Origin of the sequence: Candidatus Sulfotelmatobacter sp. (assembly GCA_035498555.1) — a bacterium.
Taxonomy (GTDB): domain Bacteria; phylum Eisenbacteria; class RBG-16-71-46; order RBG-16-71-46; family RBG-16-71-46; genus DATKAB01.
In genome coordinates this window covers 1-14666 of the sequence record DATKAB010000152.1, presented here as the reverse complement: position 1 = coordinate 14666, position 14666 = coordinate 1, and the positions used below count along the sequence as shown (strand labels likewise).

The 14666-nt window shown below is 70.1% G+C and carries 16 protein-coding genes and 1 tRNA gene; 4 read left to right on the top strand and 13 right to left on the bottom strand.

Going from position 1 to position 14666, the window contains the following annotated elements:
* From VMJ70_12630 to VMJ70_12610, 5 genes are all read right to left on the bottom strand, one after another.
* Nucleotides 1-1179, bottom strand: a 1179-nt coding sequence (locus tag VMJ70_12630; GenBank protein HTO91969.1) for a peptide MFS transporter, incomplete at its 3' end; no start/stop codon positions are given.
* A gap of 152 nt (nt 1180-1331) precedes the next feature.
* Nucleotides 1332-2813 (bottom strand): RtcB family protein, encoded by a 1482-nt coding sequence (locus VMJ70_12625; protein HTO91968.1) that lies wholly within the window; start codon nt 2811-2813, stop codon nt 1332-1334.
* The gene (locus VMJ70_12620) at nt 2788-3216 is read right to left on the bottom strand and encodes an archease (GenBank protein HTO91967.1); all 429 of its coding nucleotides are present in this window, start codon (nt 3214-3216) and stop codon (nt 2788-2790) included. The genes VMJ70_12625 and VMJ70_12620 overlap by 26 nt, the downstream gene beginning before the upstream one ends.
* A 123-nt stretch (nt 3217-3339) precedes the next feature.
* A complete protein-coding gene (locus VMJ70_12615) occupies nt 3340-4491 on the bottom strand; it encodes a hypothetical protein (protein HTO91966.1) in 1152 nt (383 codons plus the stop codon).
* 15 nt (nt 4492-4506) lie between these two features.
* Nucleotides 4507-4692, bottom strand: coding sequence for a hypothetical protein (locus tag VMJ70_12610; GenBank protein ID HTO91965.1), 186 nt, complete (start codon nt 4690-4692; stop codon nt 4507-4509).
* A gap of 110 nt (nt 4693-4802) precedes the next feature.
* On the opposite strand from VMJ70_12610, the gene VMJ70_12605 reads away from it, so the two are divergent.
* The 3 genes from VMJ70_12605 to VMJ70_12595 all read left to right on the top strand — a co-directional run bounded on the left by VMJ70_12605 (nt 4803) and on the right by VMJ70_12595 (nt 8489).
* Nucleotides 4803-5531, top strand: a complete 729-nt coding sequence (locus VMJ70_12605) for an SGNH/GDSL hydrolase family protein (protein HTO91964.1) — start codon at nt 4803-4805, stop codon at nt 5529-5531.
* Between the two features lie 109 nt (nt 5532-5640).
* The gene (gene msrB / locus VMJ70_12600) at nt 5641-6159 is read left to right on the top strand and encodes a peptide-methionine (R)-S-oxide reductase MsrB (GenBank protein HTO91963.1); all 519 of its coding nucleotides are present in this window, start codon (nt 5641-5643) and stop codon (nt 6157-6159) included.
* A 362-nt stretch (nt 6160-6521) separates the two neighbouring features.
* Nucleotides 6522-8489 (top strand): hypothetical protein, encoded by a 1968-nt coding sequence (locus VMJ70_12595; protein HTO91962.1) that lies wholly within the window; start codon nt 6522-6524, stop codon nt 8487-8489.
* Between the two features lie 24 nt (nt 8490-8513).
* Here the strand turns inward: VMJ70_12595 and fabF are convergent, their stop codons facing one another.
* From fabF to VMJ70_12570, 5 genes are all read right to left on the bottom strand, one after another.
* Nucleotides 8514-9749 (bottom strand): beta-ketoacyl-ACP synthase II, encoded by a 1236-nt coding sequence (gene fabF / locus VMJ70_12590; protein HTO91961.1) that lies wholly within the window; start codon nt 9747-9749, stop codon nt 8514-8516.
* 184 nt (nt 9750-9933) lie between these two features.
* Nucleotides 9934-10842, bottom strand: coding sequence for an NAD(P)/FAD-dependent oxidoreductase (locus tag VMJ70_12585; protein ID HTO91960.1), 909 nt, complete (start codon nt 10840-10842; stop codon nt 9934-9936).
* Nucleotides 10839-11633: a glycosyltransferase family 2 protein gene (locus VMJ70_12580; GenBank protein HTO91959.1), complete on the bottom strand. Its 795-nt coding sequence runs from the start codon at nt 11631-11633 to the stop codon at nt 10839-10841. Before VMJ70_12580 ends, VMJ70_12585 begins: the two co-directional genes overlap by 4 nt.
* Nucleotides 11630-12202: a GTP cyclohydrolase I gene (gene folE / locus VMJ70_12575; protein HTO91958.1), complete on the bottom strand. Its 573-nt coding sequence runs from the start codon at nt 12200-12202 to the stop codon at nt 11630-11632. Before folE ends, VMJ70_12580 begins: the two co-directional genes overlap by 4 nt.
* A gap of 72 nt (nt 12203-12274) precedes the next feature.
* A tRNA-Gly gene (locus VMJ70_12570) sits at nt 12275-12351 on the bottom strand.
* A 103-nt stretch (nt 12352-12454) separates the two neighbouring features.
* Here VMJ70_12570 and VMJ70_12565 point away from each other — a divergent pair.
* Nucleotides 12455-13675: an aspartate kinase gene (locus tag VMJ70_12565; protein ID HTO91957.1), complete on the top strand. Its 1221-nt coding sequence runs from the start codon at nt 12455-12457 to the stop codon at nt 13673-13675.
* On the opposite strand, the gene VMJ70_12560 is transcribed toward VMJ70_12565, so the two are convergent.
* Genes VMJ70_12560 through VMJ70_12550 form a run of 3 tightly spaced genes read right to left on the bottom strand, consistent with a single transcriptional unit; the run spans nt 13672 to nt 14635 of the window.
* Nucleotides 13672-13923 carry a YqjK family protein gene (locus tag VMJ70_12560; GenBank protein ID HTO91956.1) on the bottom strand — a complete coding sequence of 84 codons (252 nt, stop codon included), beginning with the start codon at nt 13921-13923 and terminating at the stop codon, nt 13672-13674. The genes VMJ70_12565 and VMJ70_12560 overlap by 4 nt on opposite strands.
* The gene (locus tag VMJ70_12555; GenBank protein ID HTO91955.1) at nt 13920-14315 is read right to left on the bottom strand and encodes a phage holin family protein; all 396 of its coding nucleotides are present in this window, start codon (nt 14313-14315) and stop codon (nt 13920-13922) included. Before VMJ70_12555 ends, VMJ70_12560 begins: the two co-directional genes overlap by 4 nt.
* 8 nt (nt 14316-14323) lie before the next feature.
* Nucleotides 14324-14635 carry a YqjD family protein gene (locus VMJ70_12550; GenBank protein HTO91954.1) on the bottom strand — a complete coding sequence of 104 codons (312 nt, stop codon included), beginning with the start codon at nt 14633-14635 and terminating at the stop codon, nt 14324-14326.
* Nucleotides 14636-14666 lie beyond the last annotated feature (31 nt).

The window sequence follows — 14666 nt, the reverse complement described above, 5'->3', positions numbered from 1 at the left end:
GATCATCACCACGAAGCCGAGCCCGAGCAGCACGCAGCCGATCGCCATCTTGGTGAGGCTCGAGGGCTCCTGCTTGCGCTGCGCCTGCCACGCCCACAGGGTCGTCAGCAAAGGCGTGATGAACCAGATCATGAACGGATTGAAGGCCTGATACCACGTCGAGGGGATCGTGAAGCCGAGGATCGTGGGCCAGCGGGTGTTCTGGTCGGCCCACAGCTGCAGCGTGTTGCCCTGCTGCTCGTACACCGCCCAGAACGCGGCGACGATGAAGCACGAGACACAGATCGCGATCACGCGTGGGCGCTCGTCGCCATGGAGGCGGGCGATCCATGTGACGATCGTGGCCAGCACCACGACGGCCAGCACCAGCGAGATCGCCTTGGGGAGTGTGAGGAGCCACAGCAAACCCATGATCCCGATCGGAATGCCGAGGATGAACGCGACGGTGCCGGCGATCGGTGCGGTCTTCGATGCGGTCGGAGGCGGCTCCTGCGGCAGCTTGTCCTGGTTGAGCACGTAATTGATGAGGCCGAGCACCATCCCGACGCCCGCGGCGGCGAAGCCCCAGTGCCAGCCGACCTTTTGCCCGAGCGTGCCGCAGATCAGCGGCGCCAGAAACGCGCCGACGTTGATGCCGACGTAGAAGATCGAGAACGCGCTGTCGCGGCGCGAGTCACCGGGCGGATAGAGCCCGCCGACCTGGGTCGAGATGTTGGGCTTGAAGGCGCCGTTGCCGAGGATCAGGAACAGCAGTGCCGGAAGGAACAGGCCTTCCACCGCCATCAGGAAATGCCCGATCGCCATCAGCGTGCCGCCGACGATCACCGCCTTCCGTCTCCCCAGCAACCGGTCGGCAAGCAACCCTCCGAAGAACGGCGTGAAGTAGACGAAACCGGTGTAGAGGCCGTAGATCTGCGAGGACAGCGCCTGATTCGCCATCGGGCCGAACGCCGCCTCCAGCGCGCCCTTCAGCGCCGTGAAGCCGAGCACCTTCTGCCCCACGTCGGGCTTGATGAACAGGTACTCCACCATGTAGAGCACCAGCAGCGAGCGCATGCCGTAATAGCTCATGCGCTCCCACATCTCGGTCATGAACAGCACGAACAGCCCGCGCGGGTGTCCGAGCCAGGTGGCCTGGGAGCGCGGAAGGGCGATCGCCTCGGCAGCGGTGGTTGCCATGGGAAATGGGGTCTCGGTGGTCGGTGGCCGGCACTTTCGCGCCGCGGGGCCCGGCCTGCGCGATCGCAGGCGAAGGGCGCGAGCCTACACGCTGCGCGGGCGGCGTCCCAATCTTTTCGTGCGGGCGCGGAGTGTGGGGATGACCCCGTCCGTCACCCCTTGATGTTGCCGATCGGCCGGAGCGATACCACGCGCTTCGAGATGCCGACCTCGTCGAGCACATCCACCACCGAGCCCAGGTCCTTGTAGGCCAGGCCGGCCTCCTCGGCCACTCCCGACATCGACGCCGCGCGCACCACGATGCCGCGTTCGGCCAGATCGCCGAGCAGTTTCTCGCCGCGCACCGCCCGCTTGGCCGCGCCACGCGACATCACCCGGCCCGCGCCGTGCGCGGTCGAGCCGAAGCTCAGATCCATCGACTTGCCGGTCCCGACCAGCAGCGCCGATCCGGTCTCCATCGAGCCGCCGATGATCACCGGCTGGCCGACGTCACGGTAGCACGAGGGCACATCCGCTTCGCCCGGGCCGAAGGCGCGGGTGGCGCCCTTGCGGTGCACGAGCAGCTCCATCGCGACGCCGTTCACCACGTGGCGCTCGAGCTTGGCGATGTTGTGGCAGACGTCATAGACCTGATGGAGCCCGAGGCGCTCGGCGGGCTGCTCGAACACTCTCGCGAACACTTCGCGCACGCGATGCGCGATCGCCTGGCGATTGGCGAACGCGAAGTTGGCGGCGCACAGCATGGCGCCGAAATACCGTTGGCCCTCCTCGGAGCGGAACGGCGCGCAGGCCAGTTCTCGGTCGCGCACCGCGAGCCCGTATTTCTTCATCGCCGAATCGAACACGCGCAGGTAGTCGGTCGCGATCTGATGGCCAAAGCCGCGCGAGCCGCAGTGGAGCATCACGCACACCTGCCCCTCGCGCTCGATGCCGAAGGCCCGCGCCGCCAGCGGATCGTGAATGCCGCCCTTCGCCACCACCTGAATCTCGAGATAGTGGTTGCCGGAGCCGAGTGTCCCGAGCTGGTCGCGCCCGCGCTCGATCGCGTGCGCGCTCACGTTCTCGGGGTCGGCCCCGGGCAGACAACCGCGCCCTTCGGTGCGCTCGAGATCCTCGTTCCAGCCCAGGCCCTCCTTCACGCACCAGCCGGCGCCCTCCAGCATCACGCGGCGCATGCGCTTCGCGTCGAGCGGCACGAACCCGTGGACGCCCACGCCGGTGGGCACCGCGCGGAACAGCGCTTCCACCAGCTCGCGCAGCTTCGGCCTCACGTCGCTCTCGTCGAGCGAAGTGCGTAGCAGGCGCATGCCGCAATTGATGTCGAAGCCGATCCCACCCGGCGAGATCACGCCGGTGTCGGAGCGAAACGCCGCGACGCCGCCGATCGGGAAGCCGTAGCCCCAGTGGCCATCGGGCATGCACAGGGCGGCGCCGACGATGCCGGGGAGGCAGGCGACGTTGGTGACCTGCTCGAACACGCCGCGGTCGAGCTTCTCGAACAGCGCCTCGGACGCGTAGATGCGCGCCGGCACCTGCATCCCCGCTTTCGCGGACGCCGGGATTTCCCAGATGCAGGGCGCCACGCGCTGGACGGCGAAGCCGTGCGCGCTAGAGATCGACGACGAACTGGCCATGCCACTCCTTGCCCTCGCGGGCGACACGGAGCTCGTGCATGGTGATTCCCTTCACATCGAGGTTCCGGCGCGTGCGCTCGGGATCCACCACGTCGCCGAAGAGCGTGGCGGTGAGCCGGAGGGGCTTCACGTCGCTCACCCGCACTTCGGCACGGGGACAGATGAGTCGATCGCGATCCTTGATCAGCAGGATTTCCGACAGCCAGTCGAACAGCAGCAGCTCTTCGCTCTCGGCGGTCAGCATCACCGGACGGCTCTCGTGCTCGACGATCGATTCGGGATCGGCCATCAACTCGGCCACCGCGCGCGCGGCGGTCGCGAGCAGATCGCCAAGCGAATCGCCCCACACCTCCACGGCGCAATCGGCGATCGCGATGTCCTCACGGAACACGAAGCGTCCCATGGCCGGGGATGATGCCACCAAGGACGGGGCTGGACCAGAAACGCCCGACTGCCAGGCATCAGGGAGCGACGACCGAGGTGCATCCGTGGGGATACTCCGCAGGTCGGAAGGACGACGCCCACGCTACTTCAGGCCGTCGAGCCTCTTCTGGAGCGAGGCAATGGTGCGCGGAGAGCGCTGGCCATCGGGGAGCGCCTCGGCGAAGGCAATCGCGTCCTCGAGCGTCTTGCGCGCGCCGGAAAGATCGCCCTTGCCGGCGTAGAGGTCGGCGCGAGTCTGATAGAAAGTGAGCTTGCGCGGACCATAGGCCAGGGCCATGGCCCGATCCGAGGCTTCGAGGCCCTTGTCCCACTCCTTCATTTCCCGGTAGGCGATGGCGAGCCGCGCGGGAGGATTGTAGTCGTCGGGAAAGTCGCGCTCGGACTGCTCGAGCATCGGAATCGCGCGCTCGGGATGCCCGATCTCGATGTAGGCGCTCAGGCGATGCGGGTCGTACACCATGCGCGCCGTGGGTGTCTTCGCCTTCGCCGCCTCGCCGTCGAGGAACGCCGACCATTGCTGCGCCACCGCGAGATGGCCGAGCGAGTCGTCGGCGTCGTCACGCGCGTCGAGCAGCGAGATGTAGAGCCCCGAGCGGTCGTCACCCGAGAGCATGATGGTGGTGTCGGCGAGGATCGAGTGCGCCGCCGACTCCAGATCGCGGATCCATTTGGCGCGCCGCAGGTCGTCCCTGGGGAGCTGGAGCGCACAGCCCAGCCCGTTGCCGGCGATGTTGGCGGACCAGCTGGTGTGGCGCTCGGAGGGCAACTGCGCGAGCGCCAGCTCGACGCAGGCCTCGGCGCTGTCGGCCTCGGACAGCGCGAACAGCCGCGCATCCACTGCGCGCGCGCGTTGCGGCCACGTCGCCGGCGCGGCAGCGAGCGCCGCGCCGTACGCCGCCGCCGCGGCGCCGTACTCGCTCGCGCCATACAGCGAATCGGCGCGCGCCAGCTCGGCGTCGGCGCGATTCGCGAACGCCGTGCCGCTCATGCGGCGCGACCAGGCCGCGCTCTGCTCGTCGAACAGCGTGTGGAGCTGGGCGACGGTGGCGCCGCCCACCCACTGCGTGAGGGCGCGCTCGTGGATGCCATCCACGATGAAGTAGGTCGGGTACCCGGGGATCCTGTACTTGCGGAGGAAGGCGGCGTTGGTCGCCTTTTCACCGTTGATGGCGAGCCAGACAAACTGTCCGGCGTGCCGCGAGAGCGAGCGGTCGGTGAGGACGTAGGCCCGCATCGAGCGGCACGTGTGTCACCACGGCGCCCAGGATTCGACGAAGATCGGGAGTCTTCGCTGTTTGGCCAGCGCCACCGCGCGCGGGTAGTCGTCGTCGATGAAGGGGAGCGCGAGCGAGGTCGAGGTGGCGCGAGCCGGGGCGTGTACGAGCAGCGTCGCCAGCGCCAAGCCGGCCGCGGCCAGAGTGGGGGCGGAACGCATGACCGCATGCTAACAGGCGCCCGGGTCGCTCTCCAGCCGTGCCGGACCAACGCCGCCTTGGCCCGGCCGAACGCTGCGGGTTGCGGGATCCGATTGCGATTCGTAACGTCGTGGAAGTGTCCGTTCCAGTGCCGAACCTGCTGATGGTGCTGGTGGCGCTCAGCGCCGCCTCGTTCCCGCCGAAGCCCGTGCCCGGCGCCGAGCGCGACACGGTCGCGCCCTCCAGAGGAGGAGCTCTGCACATCCTCGCACTCGGCGACTCCTACACGATCGGTGAGGCCGTCGCTCCGGAGGATCGCTGGCCGGCGCAGCTCGCCCGTCGGCTGCGCGCGAGCGGCATCAATGCCGCCGAGCCCGATCTGGTGGCGAAAACCGGCTGGACCACGGACGAGCTGGCGGCGGGCATCGCCGAGGCCCGACTGCGTCCCCGCTACGATCTGGTCACGCTGCTGATCGGCGTCAACAACCAGTATCGAGGGCTGCCGATCGAGCAATACCGCAAGCAGCTCCGCTCCCTGCTCGGCCGCGCGCGCGACTTCGCCGGCGGCGATCCGGAGCGGGTGATCGTGATCTCGATCCCGGACTGGGGCGTGACGCCATTCGCCGCGGACCGCGACCGGAACGCGATCGCCGCGGCGATCGACATCTTCAACGGGATCAATCAAGAGGAGGCCGCGCGCGCCGGCTCCCGCTGGGTGGACGTGACCGGCATCTCGCGCGAGGCCGCTGCCGACAGCGCGCTGGTGGCCTCGGACGGGCTCCACCCCTCTGCAGTGATGTACCGGCGCTGGCTGCAGGTGCTCCTGCCCGAAGCCTGGGCGGTGTTGAGCCGGAATTGACGAAGTGAGAACGCCCGCCGGGAGCCGGCGATGTCCCGCGAGCGCCATCGCTTCGTATGATGATTGCGAGCGAATCGAAGCCCCGAATCGAAGGACGAGGAGGACTCGGATGCATACGCGAGCGCTTTGGACTCTGGCGACTCTGGTGCTGGGCCTGCTTGCCCTGGCCGGCCGGCCGTGGCTGGCGCTGGCCGGCGGCGACGCGCCCTACCAGGTCCCCGCCGGAGACAAGGTGAAGAAGGTGACGCTGACGGATGCCGAATGGAAGAAGAAGCTCACCGCTCAGCAGTACTACGTGCTGCGCGAGAAGGGGACCGATCGCGCCTTCACCGGCGAGCTGCTGCACGTGAAGGGCAAGGGAGTGTTCGTGTGCGCCGGCTGCGGGCTCGAATTGTTCAGCACCGAGCAGAAGTTCGAGTCCGGCACCGGCTGGCCGAGCTTCTGGGCCCCCATCGCGAAGTCGCACGTGATCGAGCTCGAGGATCACAGCCTGGGAATGGAGCGGATCGAGGTCGAATGCGCCCGCTGCGGAGGGCATCTGGGACACGTTTTCGACGACGGGCCGGCGCCGACCGGACTGCGGTACTGCATGAATTCGTCCGCGCTGCAGTTCGTCCCCGCCCACTGACCCGCGTCTGGCGCAAGTCTCTTCGCCACATTTCTGTCACAGATCCGCGGCGCTTCGAACAACACGAGGCGCCGCGTTCGTGTCTGCTTCGTCCCGCGCTCACCACAATTCCGCAGCATCTGTCAGTGTCGCGCAAACTCTGCGCGCCGATCCCGCATCCGAGACACAAACCGTACAAGGCCTCGCACACGCTCGCGTAGCTTTGTCTTCCACACGCGATCCGTGCGCGCGTGCGCCGCGAGGCCGCAGACTCTCGGCTGCCTGGAGATCGTTCCCCCATGCCGTCCCAGCGACGAGCGCGCGATGCCAATCGCCTGCCCTCACCCACGCGCGGACGCGGCCGAACCCCGCGCCCGGCGGGCATGGCATCGAGCGCCTCGGCTCCATCCGCGATTCCCGTGGTGCTGATGCTCGCAGCCCTGCTGGCGGCGTATGCGATCACCAGCATCACCCCCGGCATGTGGCTGTGGGGCGTCGAGATCGGCGAATTCCTGCCCGCCTCGATCGCGGTCGTGGCGGCGAGTCTGTGGGGTCTGGCGGTGGTGGCCGCGATGATCGAAGCGGCGAGTGCAGTCGCCGGCAAACTCTCGCCCGCGTCTCCCGCGCGCGTGGATGACGGAGCGGGCCCGAGGTCGCAGCTCCCCTGGGCGATCGGCGGCGCGGCGTTGATGGCGATCGCCGCGGCCGCGCTGTGCACCCTGCTTCCCGACCGCGCGAACTTCACGGGCGATCTGCTGCTGCGCAAGGGCCTGATCGCCTCGGCCGTCGATCCCCGCACCATCGTCTCGCAGGCGATGCCGGCGGATCGGGCGCTGTTCATCGATCTGCCGCGCCTGCTGGTTGCCCGCGCCGGGCTCGATCCCTATCTCGCGGCTCGACTGCTGGGCGCGCTCGAAGCCGCGGCGCTGGGTGTGATCGGCTGGGCGTTCGCGCGGTCGCTGAAGCTCGGATCGGGAGCGACGCTGGCGGTGGCGGCGATCGCCACGTTTCAGCCGCTGCTCGCGCTGTGCACCGGCTACGCCAAGCCGCTCGGCGCCGAAGCGCTGCTCGCGGCGGCGGTGCTGGCGCTCGCGTTGAGCGTGGCGCGCGGCGGCCGCGGCCTGTTGCCGCTCGCGCTTGCGACCTGCGCGGCGCTGTCGCTCCACCGTTCGGGGCTCGCGCTCCTGCCGGTGTGGATGCTGGCCTGCGCCCGGGAGTGGAGATCCGCGGGAACCCGCGGCCAGGCTCCGGGCGTCGCGTTCTGGCTCGCGCTCGCGCTTCCACCGATCACGCTCGCATTCACGCTTCCCGACATGCTCGCGGCGTTTCGCACCGTCGACACGCAGCATCTCGGCGCGGCGACCGGCGGCGGGCTCGCCGGGCTCGCTCGTCTCGCATCCTGGCTCGATCGGTTGAATGTCTTGCTGGTGGTGGCACCGCTCGCCCCGCTGGCTCTGGCGCTGGCGCCTTCGCTGCCCGACGATCGCGATCGCCGCGGCGAATGGTGGATGCTGAGCGCGGCGTTGGTACCGCAGCTCGCGCTGCTGCTGCTCGTCCACCCGCGCCAGGGCTGGTTCCGCGACTGGGACGTGTTCGCGGCCGCCGGCGCCGTTGCCACCTTCGCGACCGCATGGCTTGCCGGCGAGGCGCTGCGCGCCCCGCGGCGTGCGGCGCTCGCAACCGCTCTGGCGACCACCGCGATCGCCACCACTGTCGGCTGGCTCGCGCTCTGGAATCACCCCAGGCTCGCCGGCGCGCGCATCGAGTCGTGGCTCGCCGGCCCGCCCGAGCCCGAGCCGGTGGGTGCCGCGAGCGCGTGGAGCTTCCTCGCGCAACATCGGGCAAAGGCGGCGGACTGGGCCGGGGCCGAGGACGCCTACGCGCGCGCCGCGACGCTGGCGCCCAATCCACGCACCATCGTCGAGTGGGGCATGGCCGAGGCGCTGCGTGGCGATCAGGCGCGCGCCGTCGAGCTCTACTCGCGCGCCGCGGCGCTCGACTCCAACCTCACCAACGCCTGGCTGGGGCTGGCGGCCTCGGCCTCGTGGCTCGATCGCGTGGACGACGTGCGGCGCGCGCGGCGCGAGCTGCAGCGCCTCGCTCCCGGACATCCGCGACTCGCCGACATCGAGTCGTATCTCTCCCGCGCCGAGCAGGCGGACCCATCGCCGGCCGGGCCGCCGCGCGCCGCCACCTCGAGCCACGCGATCCGCCCGCGCCCCGCGCACCGGGTGGTGGCGCGGGCTCAGATGGATTCGAGCGGGGCGAACGAACTTGAATACCGGCCGGCGGTCGCGACCTCGGGCCACGGCGGGACGAATCAGCCCGAGGGTGTGAATCCTCCCCGCTGAGTGAGAGTCGCGGGCGGAAGGCGCCTAGCGGATCGACCGAAAGACCAGCACTCCGTTGTGTCCGCCGAACGCGAACGAATTGGACATCGCCACCTCGAGCCGGGCCTCGCGCGCTTCCAGCGGCACGTAGTCGAGATCGCACTCGGGATCGGGCTCGTTCAGGTTGATGGTCGGGTGCACCACGCCGTGCTGGAGCGTCAGCACCGTGGCCACCGCCTCGATCGCGCCAGCCGCGCCCAGCGAATGACCGGTCATGGACTTGGTGGCCGGCACCATCAGCCGTCGGGCATGCTCGCCGAACACCTGCTTCAACGCCTGCGTTTCGGCGACGTCGTTGAGCGGCGTCGAGGTGCCGTGAGCGTTCACGAGCTGCACGTCGGCGGGCGACACCTTCGCGTCGGCGAGCGCCGCGCGCATCGCCCTCACCGCGCCCTTGCCGTCGGGATCGGGCGCGGTGGTGTGGTAGCCGTCGCCGCTCAGACCGTAGCCCGCCAGCTCGGCGAGCGGCTCGATGCCCCGCGCCCGCGCGTGCTCCTCGCTCTCGAGCACCAGCACCCCCGCGCCCTCGGCGATGACGAAACCGTCCCGATCCCGACTGAACGGGCGTGAGGCGCCCTGCGGATCGTCGTTCCGGGTCGAGAGCGCGCGCAGCTGGCAGTAGCCGTCCACCGCGAACGGCGAGATCGTGCACTCGGCGGCACCCGCCAGCGCCACGTCGCAGCGCCCCTGCCGGATGAGATCGAGCGCGGTGCCGAGCGCGTGCGCGCCGCTCGCGCACGCGGTGCTGAGGCACAAGTTGGGTCCGCGGCACCCGGTCTCGATGGCGATCGCGCCGGCCGCCATGTCGGGAATGATCATCGGCACGGTTTGAGGCGCGAACCGGCCGGGGCCGCGATTCAGGAACACCTCGTGCTCGCGCTCGAGGGTGTCGAAACCGCCGATTCCCGAACCCACCACCACCGCGGTCTCCTCGCGCGATTCGCCCTCGGGCAGCCGAGCCGAGGCCACCGCCTCCTGGGCGGCCACCAGTGCGAGGTGAGTGAAGCGCGCGGTGCGCTTCAGGGTCCTCGATGAGATGCCGCCGTTGGGTGATAGGCCCATGACCTCGCCCGCGATCCGCGAGCGCAACCCCGAGGCGTCGAAGGCCCGGATCGGGCCGATGCCCGAGCGGCCATGGATCAGAGCGTCCCAGAACCGGGGCACACCGATCCCGTTGGGAGCGCAGACGCCGAGGCCGGTGATCACGACGCGGCGGCTCATGGAATGAGTCTCGAGGTCGAAGCCATTCAGTGGACTCCGGGGAAGCGGGATTCCGCGGGGATTTCATCCGCGCCGCGGAACCGTCAAGGGAGGGGAACCGGGGGATTCAAGCACGGCGAGCCCCGCTGCTCCAAGTCGGCTCGCCGCCCCGTCTCGGCCCGCCGGCGGGACACCGCGCTGAGTCCTAGCCCTGCAACGCCTTACGAATAGCCGTCACCGCGTAGGTCGCCCCCGCCGAAGCGGCCGCCACGGTCGGAACCGGCGGCCGCGTGACATCTCCCGCGGCCCAGACCGCTGCCTGCGAGGTGGCGCCATTTCCATCCACGCACAGGTATCCGTCGGCGTCACAGGCCACGGCGTTACGGCACCACTCGGTGTTGGGGAGCTGCCCGATCTTGACGAACACCGCCTCGGCGGGAAGCACGCGTTCGCCGCTCGCGCCCGCGACCCGCACACCCTCGACCGCGGCGGTGCCCAGGATCGCGGTCACCCGCCCGCCTTCCAGACGCTCGATCCGCGGCTCGGCCGCGACCCGTTGCCGGAATCGTGGCCGTGCCCGCGGCACACCGCGCGAGATCAGCGTGACCGCGCAGCCGGTCGCGGCCAGAATCAGCGCATTCTCGAAGGCGGCGTCGCCGCCCCCGACCACCACGACGCGCCTCCCGGTCACGCGCTCGCGATCACGCGTCCCCGAGGTCGAGACGCCCCGGCCGGCGAGTTCGCGCTCTCCCGGAACGCCGAGCGTCCGATTTCGCAGACCGGTCGCGATCAACGCGGCGCGCGCCACGACTCCGCCGCCGCTCGCCTGCGCCACCCGAACACCCTCGCCGGCACTCTCGAGCGCGCTCGCTTCGCAGCCGCCGCGCCACTCGATGCCGCCTTCCTCGAGCTGGCGCGCGAGCAGTACCGCGAGGCCTGCCCCGGCGCCACTGTAGCCGGGGACGCCGGTGAGAGCGCCGTACACTCGGTGCAGCTGGCCGCCCGGCGAGGCACTCGCCTCGATCAGCGTCACCGAGAGTCCCTGCCACCGGGCGAGCAGCGCGGCCATCACCCCGGCCGGGCCGGCCCCCACCACCACCAGATCGGGCCTCACCAGCCGGCGGCTGCGAGCTGCGCCACTTCCCAGAAGGTGCGCGGGACGAGCCTCGGCAGCCCATGGCGCGCCGACAGCTTCTCGAGGCAGGCGATCCGCTCCCGACCGAAGTCGGCGGAGGCGTTGCCCGATTCGCGCAGGCGCACCTCGACCGTGACTCCCGGGACCCGCCTGGGAACGGCTTGCTTCGCCGCGCGCAGCACGAAGTCCCAGTCTTCCGAGAACTCGAATGATTCGTCGAATCCGTCCAGCGCCTGGAACAACGAACGCCGAACCGCCCAGGCGCTCGGCGGCAGGTAATCGTTGGTGCGCATCATCTCGGGATCCCAATCGCGCGCGATCTCGAGGCGTGCCCGCTCGACCCGGTCGCCGTTCTCTTGCACCGTCTCGCGGATCACCGCGCAATCGCGCCAGGCAAACATCACCGCGGGATCCTCGAACGCCGCCGCCAATCCGAGCAGGTGATCGGGCTGCCAGCGGTCGTCGTCGTCGAGAAACGCGAGGATCTCGCCACGCGCGCGCGCGGCGGCGTGGTTGCGCGCTGCGGCCGCACGTCGCGCCCCCACCGGCAAAAGTGTCACGTCGAGGCGGCTCACGTCGGGCAGCCATGCGAGCGGCGGATCGCCGTCGTCGCCCACCCGCACCTCGAGCGGGCGCAGGGTCTGCGCTTCGACGCTGTGGAACGCGTCGAGAAAGAGCGCGGGACGATTCCGCGTCACCATCACCACCGTGATCCCCGGATGTGCCGGACCGTGCTTCGACTCCTGACCCGCGCGGCCGGGCTCGCTCACGGTTCGCGCGACTCCATTCGCAGCGCCGCCGCCCACTCGGGGCCGGCCAGCGCACCGCGGGCGACGCGTGTCTCCATACGCCCGAGCTTCCTCACTCCGCGCATCTCCATGCACAGATGCCGTGCTTCGAGCGCCACCGCCACGCCGCGCGGATCGAGCAGCCGCTCGAGATGGTCGGCGATCTGCTGCCCCAGGCGCTCCTGCACCTGCGGCCGGCGCGAATAGAACTCGAGCAGTCGCGGAATCCCGCTCACGCCGATCAGTTTTTGGTTCGGCAGATAGGCGATCAGCGCGCGGCCGAAGAACGGCGCGAAATGATGGACGCAGATCGAGTGGAACGGAATCTCGCGCACCACGACGAGCTGGCCCTCCCCCGAAAGCGGAAAGGTCACCAGCTCGGGCGCGAGCCGGGGATCGAGTCCGCCGAACGCCTCGAAGTAGAAATCGGCGACGCGCTGCGGCGAACCCCTGAGCTCGGGATCGCGCCGGGGGTCGAGACCAAGCGCGCGAATCAGCTCGGCGATCGCCTGCTCGGCAGCCTTCCGGTCGCGGCGAATCTTCCCCGACATGCGAGCCTCCGCGCCCCAGCGGCGCGTCCGAAATGAAACGAGGGGCCGGCGGAGGCCGGCCCCTGTCGCAGATGGAGCGGAAGAGGGGATTCGAACCCCCGACATCCACCTTGGCAAGGTGGCGCTCTACCGGGCTGAGCTACTTCCGCAAAATTGAGCGCGGGGGACTATAGCCAGCGGCCGCGCGGAGCGTCAACCGCACTCCCGGGTTCTGTGCACGCGGCGGGCCGGCGTCGTATAACTCCCTCGCTCATGACCCTGCTCGTTCAAAAATTCGGCGGCACGTCGGTCGACGGCCCCGAGCGCATCCGCGCGGTGGCGAAGCGCGTGGCCGCGGCGCGGGCGGCCGGCAATCGCACCGTGGTGGTGGTATCGGCGATGGGACAGGCCACCGACGAGCTGCTGGCGCTCGCGCACCAGGTGTCGGCGAATCCCAGCCGCCGCGAGCTCGACATGCTGCTCACGACCGGCGAGCGCGTCTCGATGGCGCTGCTAGCGATGGCGCTGCAGGACCTCGGCGTGGAGGCGATCTCGTTCACCGGCTCGCAGAGCGGGCTCCTGACCGACGGCGCGCACGGCGCTGCGCGCATCACCGGCGTGCGGCCCGATCGGATCCGCAGCGAGCTCAACGCCGGCCGGGTGGTGATCGTCGCCGGCTTCCAGGGCGTGAACCCCGACACCCGCGAGATCACCACGCTCGGCCGCGGCGGCTCCGACACCACCGCGGTGGCGCTGGCCGCGGCGCTCGGCGATGACGAATCGCAGAACCCGGGCCGCTGCGAGATCTACACCGACGTCGCCGGCATCTTCACCGCCGATCCGCGCGTGGTGCCCGCGGCGCGACTGATTCCCCGACTCTCCTATCGCGCGTGCTCGACGCTCGCTCATCTCGGCGGGCGGGTGCTGCACGCGCGCTGTGTGGACCTGGCGGCGCGCCATCGCGTGCCGCTCACGGTGCGCTCGTCGTTCGACGAGTCGCCGGGCACCGAGATCATGGAGGACGAAATGGAAGGACCGCGCGTGGACGCGGTGACGCATCGCGGCGATCTGACGCTGGCGATCGCCGAAGGAAACGCAGGCGGCAAGGGCGAAGGCCGCGGCATCGTCGAGGCGGTGGCCGATGCGCTGCCCGAGCTGGAGCTATTGGCGCACGAGCAGGCCAGCGACACCCATGGCGTGATCGTGTGGCTGGGAAGCCGCGCCGACGCGGAATCGTTGCAGCACAGGTTTCGCGAGCTGCGCGGGCCGGGCGGAGAATGGAAACTGACGCTCCAGAACGATGTGGCGTTCGTGTCGGTGGTCGGGCTGGGGCTGGGGCCGCGCGACGCGGCGCGCGCCGAACAGGCGCTGGAGAAAGCCGGCGTGCCGCTGCTGGCGCTGCGCACCTCGCCGACCGCGCTGGTGTTCCGCGTCGCCAACGACCGCGTCGCCGACGCGACCCGCGCGCTGCACGCGATGTTCCTGGAGAGTTAGTCCTCGCGCCGGCGGCGCGCGCTCCGGCGCCGGCCCCCGACCACGCTCGACAGGGTGGTGAAGCCGAACACCAGGCCGATCAGCGGGGCCACGCGCCGGACGGTGCGGATCAGCTTCACGCCGCGATCTACGAACTCGAGCGGCTGTTCCCAGGGCTGAAAGATGGCGGCGATCTCGTTGCGCTGGGCCTCGGCGCGGCGCTGGAGCTCGGCCCGACGCTCGAGGATCTGCGCGCGCTTCTGACTCACGAGCGGCCTCGCAGCCGGTCGCGATCCTTGCGCAGCTCGGCGATCGTCGAGGCGAACAGCGGCGGCCGGCTCTTGAGCCAGGAGCGTAGCCACAGCACGCCGATGCCGGCCGCGAGCAGCAGCGCCAGCGCCGAGCCGCCGATCGCCGCGAGCTGGTGCTTCTGGCCCAGCAGCAACACCACGAACACGACGGCCAGCAGCAGGCCGGCCTGCAGGCAGATCAGCACCCCGAACGCCATGAGCGCGATGCGCACCCAGTGAAGGCGCGCCTCGTGCATGTCGGTCGAGATCAGCGCGAGCCGGGTCTCGACCACCTCGACCACAGTAATCGTCAGACGGCGGAGCGAGCCGAGCAGGCCTCCGGAACTCGGGCGCGGCGATTCGTCTTCCATCGCGCCGCTCAGCGACGCGCGATCAGAAGACCGACCACCAGCCCCGCGGCCGCGCCGATGCCGATCGCGGTCCAGGGATGTTCGTGCACGTACTCGTCGGTGGCGTTGGCGGCGTCTTTGGCGCGGCCGATCACGTCGTCCTGCGCGCCCTTCAAGCGCTCACGCGCCGTGCGCAGTCGCTCTTCGGTGCGCGCGCGCACTGCGCTGATCTTCTCGCCGGCGGCGCCGGCGGTAGCCTTCAACAATTCTTCGGCGTCGTCGATCACGGCTTTGAGATCGTCGACCAGCTGATCGCGGGCCTGCGAAGTGGCTTGAGTCATGGGAGGGCTCCTGGGTGAATGGAATCGTGGC